Annotated in this window: 10 protein-coding genes; 6 read left to right on the forward strand and 4 right to left on the reverse strand. The window is 67.7% G+C overall.

Features of this window, described 5'->3' with window-relative positions; genetic code table 11:
- Positions 1-7: 7 nt before the first annotated feature.
- From AC3QL2_RS05350 to AC3QL2_RS05365, 4 genes are all read right to left on the reverse strand, one after another.
- Complete coding sequence (locus AC3QL2_RS05350) at positions 8-2,080, reverse strand: hypothetical protein (protein ID WP_493232035.1); 2,073 nt, start codon at positions 2,078-2,080, stop codon at positions 8-10.
- A gap of 24 nt (positions 2,081-2,104) precedes the next feature.
- Positions 2,105-2,986, reverse strand: a complete 882-nt coding sequence (locus tag AC3QL2_RS05355) for a hypothetical protein (protein WP_493232034.1) — start codon at positions 2,984-2,986, stop codon at positions 2,105-2,107.
- A 13-nt stretch (positions 2,987-2,999) separates the two neighbouring features.
- Positions 3,000-5,636, reverse strand: a complete 2,637-nt coding sequence (locus tag AC3QL2_RS05360; protein ID WP_493232032.1) for a cytochrome c — start codon at positions 5,634-5,636, stop codon at positions 3,000-3,002.
- Between the two features lie 160 nt (positions 5,637-5,796).
- Positions 5,797-6,705, reverse strand: a complete 909-nt coding sequence (locus AC3QL2_RS05365; RefSeq protein ID WP_493232030.1) for a LysR family transcriptional regulator — start codon at positions 6,703-6,705, stop codon at positions 5,797-5,799.
- Positions 6,706-6,811: 106 nt separating this feature from the next.
- Between AC3QL2_RS05365 and AC3QL2_RS05370 the strand changes: the two genes are divergently transcribed.
- The 6 genes from AC3QL2_RS05370 to AC3QL2_RS05395 all read left to right on the forward strand — a co-directional run bounded on the left by AC3QL2_RS05370 (position 6,812) and on the right by AC3QL2_RS05395 (position 11,716).
- The gene (locus AC3QL2_RS05370; protein WP_493232028.1) at positions 6,812-7,693 is read left to right on the forward strand and encodes an SDR family oxidoreductase; all 882 of its coding nucleotides are present in this window, start codon (positions 6,812-6,814) and stop codon (positions 7,691-7,693) included.
- Positions 7,690-8,505 carry a DODA-type extradiol aromatic ring-opening family dioxygenase gene (locus AC3QL2_RS05375; RefSeq protein WP_493232026.1) on the forward strand — a complete coding sequence of 272 codons (816 nt, stop codon included), beginning with the start codon at positions 7,690-7,692 and terminating at the stop codon, positions 8,503-8,505. Before AC3QL2_RS05370 ends, AC3QL2_RS05375 begins: the two co-directional genes overlap by 4 nt.
- Before the next feature lie 2 nt (positions 8,506-8,507).
- Positions 8,508-9,047 carry a cytochrome b gene (locus AC3QL2_RS05380; RefSeq protein WP_493232024.1) on the forward strand — a complete coding sequence of 180 codons (540 nt, stop codon included), beginning with the start codon at positions 8,508-8,510 and terminating at the stop codon, positions 9,045-9,047.
- A 28-nt stretch (positions 9,048-9,075) separates the two neighbouring features.
- Positions 9,076-9,651: a YceI family protein gene (locus AC3QL2_RS05385; RefSeq protein ID WP_493232022.1), complete on the forward strand. Its 576-nt coding sequence runs from the start codon at positions 9,076-9,078 to the stop codon at positions 9,649-9,651.
- Positions 9,652-9,700: 49 nt separating this feature from the next.
- Positions 9,701-10,267, forward strand: a complete 567-nt coding sequence (locus AC3QL2_RS05390; RefSeq protein WP_493232020.1) for a YceI family protein — start codon at positions 9,701-9,703, stop codon at positions 10,265-10,267.
- Between the two features lie 351 nt (positions 10,268-10,618).
- Positions 10,619-11,716: an acyltransferase family protein gene (locus AC3QL2_RS05395; protein WP_493232018.1), complete on the forward strand. Its 1,098-nt coding sequence runs from the start codon at positions 10,619-10,621 to the stop codon at positions 11,714-11,716.

An 11,716-nucleotide genomic window follows, 5' to 3' on the forward strand; every position in this document is an offset into this window, starting at 1 on the left:
TCGTCGTCTAGCGCGCCGCGGCCACCGGCGCCAGGCAGGGGCGCAGCGCTTCGTAGCCCCCCGCCAACAGTCGATCCACATCCGGTTCCCGCCCGGATTCGCTACGCAACTGGGCCGCCACCACCGCCTCCAGCGCGGCCCGGTCGCCGCTCTTCGCCCACGCCTCCGGATCGCTGTGGAAGGCCGGCAACATGCTGGCCGGCGGCATCGGCGTCTTCGCCCGCCCGGACGGCGCGCGGCGCGCCATCGCCAGGCGCACGTAGATCCGCGGCGCGCACTGGCGGATGCGGGACTCCAGCTCGGCCGCCGGCCCCTGCAGGAAATTCGGAGGAAAGGACTCCGCGCTCAGGTGACACGCGGCACACCAGGCGTAGAAGCCGGCCAGGTCCGGACGCACAGCCCCGCCCGTCGCCACACCCGGCGAGCTGGCCGGACGCTCCAGGCGCGGCACGGCCGGCACCGGCAGCCTGGCGACGATGGCGGGCTCGCCCAGCTGCGCCAGCACCGCGCGGATTAAGCCGCTGCCGGCAATCGCCGGCGCATCCAGCAGGCTTTCCCCCTGCGGGCTTGCAGCGATCCCCAACAAGGCCGCCTCGGCCACCTGTCCATCGGCACGCAGGCGCAGCCGCAAGGGACCGGCGCCATCGCGCAGGCCACGCACGTCCACCGTCTCGAGCACGTTTCCACCGGCCACGCGAACGCCGCCCTGCGCCCCCCGCAACGGGAAGCCCGGCAGCGGCGGTTCGCCAGCCAGGCTCAGGCGCTCGACGCGGCCCGCCTGCCGGTCGAGCCGCAAAGAAGCGCCGCCCTCACCCTTGCAGTCAGCCACGTATCCACCAGGCGCCGCGGTACAAGTCAGCGTCACTTCCCGCCGTGGCAGACGCGCAGCCCGCCGCGCCAACGCGGCCCGCAACCGTGGCCAGTCGCCGTCCTCGACGAACTCCGCCACGCCGGCCACCGCCTCGGCGATGGCCTCCGGCGCATCGCCCCGCCACCAGGCCTCCGCCGGCCTCGGCAGCAGCGGCTCGAAGCGCGCCGGCACGTTGGAGAAGGCGACCCGCGCCGACGCCGCCGCCGGCCATTCGGTCATGCCTTGCAAGGGGTTGCGATTGGGCAGGTCCGGGCGTCCAAGGGCCAGCCCGGCTGGCCAGCGGCGTGCCGCGGTGGCCCGCAGCGGGCGTCCGACGGCGTCGTCGAAAGCGGCGTCCGGCACCGCCATGCGCCCGTCCGCCAAACGCAGGCGCAGCGCCGCCGCGAAGAGACCGGCCCGGCAACGCCGCCCGGCCTCGCCGTCGCCACAGCCTTCGCGCCACAGGCGCTGGGCCAGCGCGAAACGGTTGGCCCGCCGCACCGCGTTGTCGATGGCATAGGGCAGGTCCACGCCGCGCTGCGGCGGAATACCGTAGAAGGATCGTCCGCTGGCCGCCAGCAGCGCGGCGACCGCCGGGTTCGCATTGGTCTCATCCCACAGCGCACGGGAGAAGATCGGCGCGCCGTTCTGGTGGCAGGCGAAGCAGATGTTGCGGTTGGCGTAGAAGACCTGCGGCCGGCCGCCGGAGCGATAGTCCTTGACCAGCTGGAACTCGAAGCGGCCAGCGGCCTCGTTGAAGCTGATCACTTCCAGCACCGCCGACTTTTCCTGATAGCCGATGTAGAGGCGGTCCTTCAGCAGGAAGGGCGAGCCTGCGGCCGGCGGTGAATCCACAGCGACGACCACCCGCGGGTAGTCGAAGTAATCCGGCGCCGCGGCGGTACGCTGCAAGGAGCGCCCGAGCGGGATGAGCACCCGCTTCACCGGCGGCAGCGCGCTGGCCGGGTCCCGGGCCAATTCACGGTCGACGCGCGCCAGCAATCTTTCAAAGGGAAAGGGCAAATCGTGCGCCCCGCCCTCCCCCGCGAACAGGCGGTCGAACAGGGACTGGCCGAGCGGCGGCAGATGCGCGCCGGGCTCGGCCGGATTCACGATCCAGACCGCAGTCCCACCGGTCTGCGGTCCATCAGGCGTCCCTGCGGCAACCATGTTTGCCGCAGCGGCGAGCAGCACACCCGCCAGGCGGGCACGACAGCACGGAAGGTTCATCGCGGCGCTCCACGTCGCCGCCCCTCAGCGCCCCGCCGACGCGAGGACCTTGCGCTGCTGGGTGCCCGGCCAGCAATCCTCCTGCACCGCGCCGGTTTTCACGAAGGCCTCTTGCCCCTTGTCGTCCATGTCCTTGTTGTAGAGCGTGAAGTTGAGGGCGAAGCCCTTGTCCAGGTAGGCACGCCCCAGGTAGAAGCCCGGCCGGATCATGCGGATCTCGTCACGCACCCGCAGCCCGCGCCGGCCGGCGAGGAAGTCCGGGTTCTCCTGGTAGCCGGGAATCTCGTCGGTGAAGAAGTAGTCGATGATGATCGACTCCCGCCGCGCATCCAGCAGGCTCTGGCCGCAGTACAGCTTGGCGGGGAACAGCAGCCAGGTCTGCTTGCCGTTGAAGTCCATCTTCTTCGGCTCGCCCTGCACCAGGCCGATCTTCTTCAGCACGGCCAGATCCTCGATGCGGTTGCGCAGCACGCGATCCTGGCGGTAGAAGACCTTGCCGCGCCACAGGGCCTCGCCGACGTCCTCCAGCACCAGCCCCTTCAGGTTGAGCACCGTGCCGGCAAAGCCGCCGACGATCTCCGACAGACGGAACTTGCCACTGCTGCCCTTGGGCAACAGGATGCGGCCGTCGAAGGCGCCGTCGGGAATCGGCCCGGCGGTCAGGCGGGCGTAGATCTGGTCGAGCTGCTCCTGGTCCAGCGTAGCCAGGTAGTCCGGCGTCAGCTTGGCCAACTCGGCGGTTGGGATCGGGTAGAGATAATCGACCTGGGCCATGTCCAGCTTGGAGGAATAGCTCTTGTCGTAGGGCGCGAACGGGATGTTCGGCGCCTCCACCTTCTTGCTGCAGGCACTCAGGCCCAGCACGGCGGCGACGGACACAAGGGCGACGGCAGAAGCGGTTTTCATGGCGTCGCTCCTCTCACAGGGTTGCCAGGAAGGCGGTGATGGCCTTCTTGTCCGCTTCGCTCAGGTCCTCGCCGAAGCGATGGCCCTCGTTCTCGACGAGTTGGTCGCAGGTCACGTAGTTGGCGGCGAGGAAGTCCCGCTTCTCGCGCAGGATCTCCACGAAGCGCGCCGGGTTCTTCAGCACCTCGTCGGCGAGCGCCTGCAGGGTCGGGATCAGGTCCTTCTTGCCGGCCGCCTCCAGCCGGGCCGGATCGCGCTTGGCGAGAAACAGGTCACCGATCAGCTGCTTGTGCAGCAGGCCGTTGAGGAAGCCGGCGCTCGCCCCCATCGGAATGCGCGCCTGGCCGAAGCCGCCTAGCGGCTTCTCGGTCTTACCCTCCAGCGGGCGGATGCCCACATCGACGATCAGGTCGGCGTTGGTCAGTGTCACCTTGCGGCCCCGCTCCTGCGGGTGCAGCAGCTCGAACATGGAGCGCCTGTAGAGATCGAAGCGCCCTTCCACGCTGGGGTCGTAGCGCACGCAGGCGGGCTGCTCGGCCAGCAGCTTGTTGTCCGGCCCCGCGTAACGGGCGCGGAAGAAATCGTTGTCCTTGTTGGCCGGGTTGCCGCACACCTCGGGCCCGATGGCGTTGTTGTGCATGAAGGGAGCGGTAGCCCACACGTTCACCAGCGAGATGTTGCGCATGTAGCCGCGCCCGCCGTTCTTGAGGTCTTCCCGCTGGGGCAGATCGGCCACCGAGGGCCGGCCGCGCAGGGTTTCCGACGCGTACTCCTGATAGAGATGGCCGGCCATGTGGTTGGAATGCAGCGCACGGCAAGGGAAGGTGCCGACCTCGGTCACCGGCGTGGCCTGGTCGTTGCCGAGGAAATCGGCGCGCACCTTACGCGGGTGGGCATCATTGGTGGCGGCGAAATCCCGGCTCTTGAACGGCCCACCGTCCGCCTCGGGAATGCTGGAATGGCAGCGCGCGCAGTTCTCGGCAAACACCGTCTGGCCACGGGCCACGGCGCCCTTGCCGAACTCTTTCTCCAGGTCGGCGGTCAGGTCGGCGCGGGTGTACGTGGCGCCTGGGCTCTTCAGCTTGCGGGCGTTGGCGCGGGCCGCGAAGAGATCCATTTCATCCGACTCGGCGGACGTGAAGAAATCCAATACGTTCTGCAGACGGTCTTCCACCGCCCGGAAGTTCGGGCAATCGCGCCGGCACTGGCCGATGTTGAAGGGCGTCTGGCCGAAGCCGCGCTGCTCGGGGTCCACCTGACGCATGTCGCTGAAGTGATTGACCCAGCACTGCTCCGAGCAGGAGCCGATGTTGAAATACACCCGCTGGATCGCCTCCAGCGCACCGATGGAGTCTTCCCCGCCTTTCAGGATGTGATGCACGCCGGGCAGCACAACCTTCTGCCCGCCCAGGTGTACGGTGGTCGTGTCGTCCTTGCGCGTAGAGAACTGCCAGCACTTGCCCTGCCGGCCGGGCTCGCACCAGCACTTGGACTCGTCCTTCTCCACGCCGCAGTCGGCCACCTTGCGCCACTTGGTGACGGTGTCGCCCTTGAACACCGGGCGCTGGGCCACGTTGATCAGCGCGTTGATGGTACCGGGGTTATTCACCTGGTCATGGGAGATCGCCGAAGTGTCCGTCACCCCCGGCCGGGCGTGGGCAAACATCTGGTATTCGAGCGACGACTTGGACATGCCCGAGCCGAGCAGTTCGGACATGCGGGTGTACTGGTTGCCGATCAGTCCCTTGATGTTCTCCCACTTGGGATGGGCCGGGTCGGCCGGCGGGTTGAGGGGATCGAAGGCGATATGACAGGAGCCGCAGGAGGTACCGATCAGGAAGGGCGGCTCGACGGACGCGTCGGCCAATTTGCTGACCCGGCTGTCGGACTCGATGCCGGTGGTCGCGTCCATCTTGCGATCGAAGCCCGCCCAGTTGCCGGCACCACCGTTGACGGCCTTCCACTTGGTCGCATCGAAACGTGGGTTGGGAAACTTGCGGATGCCCAGCGCGCCGGTCGAGGTGCCGAACTTGAGGTCGCAGGCGCTGTGGCGCTGGTCGAGGGTCCCGCCCTTGGTGTGTGGGTCGTCCGGATCGAGGGCTGCGTCCTTCAGGCCGCAGGCCGGGTCCACGTAATCCGCCTTGCCAACATGCTTGAGCAGCACGTCGTCGCCGGGGCACCAGTCGAAGCCATAGGTCTCGTCCATCGACTTGGCCGGACAGTTGGCGTCGCCGGGCTTGCAGCAGGCCGGATCGTTGATGATGCCCCAGGCCCAGAAGCGGTCGTCGCGCTGGTCGGAGCGCAGCACCCGGAACCAGTCCACCAGCACGCCGACGCGCTGCTGGAAGGTGTAGGTGTGGAAACGGTCGTTGCCGGCGGTGGCCTTGAACCAGATCAGGCGGCCGACGCATTCGGACTCGTTGAGCCCCTCGCGGGCGCAGGACTCCCGGTACGGCGCATCCTGGTCCACACTGCCCGCATCGGGTTGCGGGGCTGCCGTGGCAACCGGCGCGGCCGGTGCTGCGGCAGCCGGATTATCCGCATGGGCCTGCTGCCAGCCGGTCTCAAAAACCGGGGAGCGGAATGCCAGATAAGAACCGCAAAGAACAGCCACGACCGCCGCGAACGCGGCCACATATGCGCGCTTCATGGATGCGTCTCCTTCCCTGAAGGGAGCATGGCCGGCGCTCATGGTGGCCGCGGATGGGAGCTAGCGCCCCTGAAGCGGATGCGTGTTCTCTCTGTCGGGGCCGGTCATGATGGTGTTATAGCAGAGTTCCCGAGAGCGGCAATCCGCGTGCGATTGACGCTTACGGCAGGCCCTGGTCCCAGTACGGCACGGGCCCGATGCGCTCGGCCAGATAGTCCGCCAGCGCGCGCACCCGGCTGGGTACGTAGCGGTTGCTGGGGAATACCGCATAGATACCCAGCTCGGGCCCCGGAAAATCGGCCAGGATGCGCGTCAGCAAGCCGGCCTGGATTGCCGGCGCGGCGATGAAGCTCGGCTGGTGGCAGATGCCGAGGCCGCGCTGGGCCATCTCCACCAGCGCGTCGCCGCTGTTGGCCTGCAGGCGGCAGCGCACCGGCACCCACAGCAGTTCCTCATCGACGAGGTAGGGCCAGCTGACCTTGGCGGTGCCGGTGTAGCCCAGACACTGGTGGGCCAGCAGATCCTCCGGCTTCTGCGGGCAGCCGTGCCGGTCAAGATAGGCCGGCGAGGCCAGCGTGACCATCCGCGCCACTGACAGGCGCCGCGCCACCTGAGTTGGGTCCAGCTGCGTGGTGATGCGGATGGCCAGGTCAAGGCCGCCCTCGATGAGGTTCACCTGGCGGTCGTCGAAGTCCATGTCCAGGCTGACTTCAGGATAGGTGGTGACGAAATCGGCGACCAGCGGCACCAGATGGCGCACACCGAAGCTCATCGGCACGCTGATGCGGATCGGCCCGCGCGGGCGGCGGTCGCCACCGGCCAGGTCGCTCTCGGCGACGCCGACCAGGTCGAGGATCTCCCGACTGCGTTCCAGGTAGGCCAGCCCCGCCGAGGTGAGCTTGAGACTGCGTGTGCTGCGGGCGATCAGCTTGACGCCCAGGTGGGCCTCCAGCGCAGCGATCTGGCGGGTCACCGCCGAGCGGGCCAGCCCCAGGTGATCGGCAGCGGCGGTGAAGCTGCCGGCCTCAGCGACGCGGACGAACACTTCCATCGCATGCAGACGATCCATTGTTTCAAATCAGGCAACAAACATTTCACCATTAAAGGCTATTTCCGTTCCAATCGAAAGCATAAAGTTCACTCCACCAACCAACACCCAACAAGAGAGAACTGCCGTGATCCTCGTCAGCGGCGCCAATGGTCGACTCGGCCGGCGCATCGTCCAGCACCTCATCGCCCGCTCCCCGGCCCCCGTGGCCGGCCGGCTGGCAGTGAGCGTCCGCGAGCCCGCCCGGGCCGCCGACCTGGCGAGCCGCGGCGTGGAGATCCGCCACGGGGACTTCGACCGGCCGGCCACGCTGGCCAGCGCCTTCAGCGGCGTCGAGCGCCTGATTTTGACCGCCACCGACGGCCCGCGGCCGCAGCGCATCGCCCGCTACCGCCAGGCCATCGCCGCCGCCCGCGACGCCGGCGTGCAGCACGTCTTCTACGTCAGCCTGCTGGACGTGGCCGCCGACTCGCCGGCCGAATGTGCCGCGATGCACCGGGAAGCCGAAAGCGCGCTGGCCGACAGCGGCCTCGCCCACACGGTGCTGCGCAACACGCTGTACGCCGACGACCTCCCCCAATTGGCCGGGCCGGCGCTGAACGACGGCATCCTGGCGCTGCCGGCCGGCGAAGGGATCGTCAGTCTGGTGTCCCGCGACGAGCTGGCCCAGGCGATGGCCGCCGCCGCCCTCGCCCCGCGCCTGGAAAAGCATGTGTATGAACTCACCGGCCAGGTCGCCAGCGGCTACGCGGCGATCGCCGGCAAGATCGCCCGGGTCGGTGGCCAGCCGCTGCGCTACACGGCAATCACCGAGGCCGATTACGTCGCCACCCAGCAGCAGGCCGGCCTGCCGGCATGGCAGGCCAGTGCCCTCGGCAGCCTGTTCCGCGCCGTCGCCGAAGGGCGCTTTGCACGCACCAGCAATGATTTCGCGGCCTTGGTCGGCCACCCGCCCAAGTCCCTCGACTGCATGATCCACGAATACTTCACCCCGAGGAGCGTCTCATGACCGCCCGCCAACCCGTCCTCTTCGTGTCCCACGGCGCGCCCGACGTGCTGCTCAACCCGGGTGCCACCGTCCATCTGTGGGAACGCCTTGGCGCCGACCTGCCGCGCCCCCGCGCGGTACTGGTGATCTCCGCCCACTGGGCGGCCCGCCAGCCGACCGTCAGCACCGCCGCGACGCCGGAAACCATCCACGACTTCGGCGGCTTCCCGCCGGCCCTGTACGCGATGGAATACCCGGCCCCCGGCGCGCCGGACGTAGCCGCGCGGGTCCGCGAGCTCCTCGCCGGCGCCGGTCTGCCGATCGAGGAAGTGCCCGACCGCGGCCTCGACCACGGCGCCTGGATTCCGCTGAAGGCGATGTACCCGCAGGCCGACCTGCCGGTCGTCCAGCTCGCGCTGCAGCCCTACGCCGGCACCGACTGGCACCGCCGCCTCGGCGTCGCGCTGCGCCCGCTGCGTGACGAAGGGGTGCTGATCCTCGCCTCCGGCGCGGTGACCCACAACTTCGGCTGGCTCACCTGGGGCACCAACAGCACCGTCGTGCCGCAGGCCCAGGCCTTCTCCGACTGGCTCGGCGAAGCCCTGTCCCGCGACGACCGGCCCGCCCTGCTGGACTACCGCCGCATCGCCCCTCACGGCGCCGATGCCCATCCCAGCGAGGAGCACCTGCTACCGTTGTTCGTCGCCCTCGGCGCCGCCGAAAAGGACGAAATCCCCCTCCGCCTGGAACCGGAATACACCTACGGCGGTCTGGCGATGGACGCTTACCTGTGGCAAACAGGCAGTGCGTCCCCTTTCCGCACGGAGCAATAAAAATGAACCAACCCACCGCACGCTATACCGGCCCCGCCATCGCGGCCCACTGGCTGATCGCCATCCTGATCCTGGCAGCCTTCCCGCTCGGCCTGTACATGCACGGCCTGCCCCTGTCGCCGAACAAGCTCAAGCTGTACTCGTATCACAAGTGGATCGGCATGACGGTGCTGCTGCTGTTCGTGCCGCGCATCCTGTGGCGCCTCACCCATCGCCCGCCGGCGCCGCTGCCGATGCCGGCCTGGCAGCACAAGATCGCCGAGGGCACCCATCACCTGCTGTACCTGCTGATGTTCCTGGTACCCCTGTCCGGCTGGCTGATGAGCTCGGCCAAGGGCTTCCAGGTGGTGTATTTCGGCGTGCTGCCGATCCCCGACCTGATCGGCAAGGACAAGGAGCTGGGTGAGCTGCTCGAGGAAATGCACGAAGTCCTCAGCTGGTCCCTGATTTCCCTGGTCGGCCTGCACCTGGCCGGCGCCCTCAAGCACCACATCATCGACAAGGACAGCACCCTGCGCCGCATGCTGCCCTTCGGCAAGTAAGCCGCCCCCAAATACAAGGAGAGACACCATGAAGATCAATCACATCGCCCTGTCCGCCGCCGCCCTGCTGCTGGCCGGCGCCGCCCACGCCGTCGAGTTCAAGCAGGTGGATGCCGCCAAGAGCAGCCTCGCCTTCACGTCCAAGCAGATGGGCGTACCGGTGCCCGGCAGCTTCAAGAAGTTCGCCGCCCAGCTAGCCTTCGACCCGGCCAAACCGACCGCCGCCAGCACCACGCTGGAGATCGACCTGGCCAGCATCGACGCCGGCTCCAAGGACGCCAACGACGAAGTGGTCGGCAAGCAATGGTTCAACGTCAAGGCCTTCCCGACCGCCAAGTTCGTGTCCACCGGCGTCAAGGCCCTCGGCGGCAACCGCTTCGAGGCCGTCGGCAAGATGACCATCAAGGGCCAGACCCGCGACGTCACCGCCCCCTTCACCTTCAAGCAGGACGGCGCCAACGGCGTCTTCGACGGCGCCTTCGTGCTCAAGCGCATGGACTTCAACATCGGCGAAGGCCCTTGGTCCGATGTCAGCGCCGTCGCCAACGAAATCGAGATCAAGTTCCACGTCGTGGCTGCCCCGGTGGCCGTGGCCAAGAAGTAATCCCCAACAACCCCCAACCCCAAACCTCAACGTAAAACGGAGATTCAGCATGAAGAAACTCGTCACCCTGGCCATCGCCGCCGCCCTGTCGTCCGCCGCATTTGCTGCACCGGAAACCTACACCATCGACGGTACCCACACCCTGCCGCGCTTCGAGTACAGCCACCTCGGCTACTCCATTCAGCTGTCGCGCTTCGATAAGGCCAGCGGCACCATCACCCTGGACAAGGCCGCCAAGACCGGCTCCGTCGACGTGACCATCGACACCACCTCGGTGGACACCGGCTACCCGCTGTTCAACCAACACATCCAGGGTGAGGATTTCCTGGCCACGGCCCAGTTCCCGACCGCCACCTACAAGTCCACCAAGGTGAACTTCGACGGCGACAAGCCGACCACCATCGAAGGCAACCTGACCCTCAAGGGCATCACCAAGCCGGTGACCCTGACCGTTGTATCCTTCCACTGCATGCCGCACCCGATGCTGAAGAAGGATGCCTGTGGCGCCACCGCCACCGCCAAGGTCAAGCGCACCGATTTCAACATGGGCAAATACGCCCCTCACGTAGGCGATGAAGTGACGATCACCCTGCCGGTCGAAGCCTACAAGCCGTAAGCCCTCCGGCGCGCGCCCGCGCCTCCCGCCGGACGAATGGGCATATCTTTCGGGATATGCCCATTTTGGGCGAATTTTGACCACACCCCTGCGTATGCTCCGTATAATTACGGGCTAGCGTTCAACACGCCGAGCAACATCGCCCCAACCGGCGATTTTCCGGATTGATCTGTTTCTGTCCCAGCTTCGTCGAGCATCCGGCACACCGTGCCAGAACCGCATCGGCCACCTTTCCTTCCCGCAGATCCTGTCCGCCCGAGCAGGCCGCAGAGCCCGCTCGTGCCCGCATGTTGAGCATCGATTCCTGCCTTCCGGAGGACACGCGAACCCATGCGCAGTGAAGCTCTAAGAATGCCGGCGATAGATGCCCTCAAGGCCATCGCCTGTGTATTGATCGTGCTGCACCACCTGGCCTTTTACGGCCCGATGGCGGATGTAGCCAAACCCCTGATGCCGACGCTGATCGAAGGCCTGGACGTCTATGCCCGCATGGCGGTGCAGATCTTCCTGGTCGTCTCCGGTTTCCTGTTCGCATCCAAGTTCGCCCCCGCCGGGCTGCCGACGCCGATCGTGCCGCTGTACGCGCTGCTGCAGCGCTATACCCGCCTCGTCGTTCCCTATTCCGCCGCGCTGCTGATCGCCATCTGCTGTTCGGCGCTGGCCGGTCTGGTGATGGACCACCATTCCATCTCGTCGGCCCCCGACCTGCCCCGCCTGCTGGCCCACGTGTTGTTGCTGCACGACCTGCTCGACCAGGAAGCCCTGTCGGCCGGCGTGTGGTACGTGGCCATCGACTTCCAGCTCTTCGCGCTGGGCATCCTGCTGCTGTGGCTGCCAACCCAGCTGGCCCACCGCCAGCCAGCCCTGCGCGCCGCCGCGCCGCTGCTGATCGGCGGCATGACCATCGCGTCCCTGTTCTACTTCAACCGGGACGCCTGGTGGGACGAGAGCGCCTTCTACTTCTTCGGCGCCTTCGGCATGGGCATGCTGGCCTGGTGGGCGTCCGGCCGCGAACTGGCCGGCCGCTGGCTGGCCCTGCTGGCCCTGCTGGCCATCGCCGCACTGAGCGTGGACTTCCGCGGCCGCATCGCCATCGCCGGCACCGTCGCGGTCTTCCTCGGCCTGGCGCGGTGGACCCACGTGCTGCACACCATGCCGCTGCCGGCCCCGCTGGCCCGTCTGAGCCGCATTTCCTATTCGGTGTTCCTGGTGCATTTCCCGCTGTGCCTGCTGGTCAATGCCACCATCACCTACTTCTTCCCGACTAACCCGGTCATCAACGCGGCCGGCCTGCTGGTTGCGCTGTCCGTCAGCATCGCCGGCGGGTCGGTGTTCTATCGCTGGGTCGAGAGCTACCCCTTCCCGACCCGCATGCGCCTGCTGTTCCCGGCCGGCGTCGTGGCCAGCGGCTGGCTGACCGCCCTGGCGGCCGCCAACCTGACGAACTGA

The sequence above is a fragment of the Zoogloea sp. GW822-FHT05C07 genome (assembly GCF_058800215.1).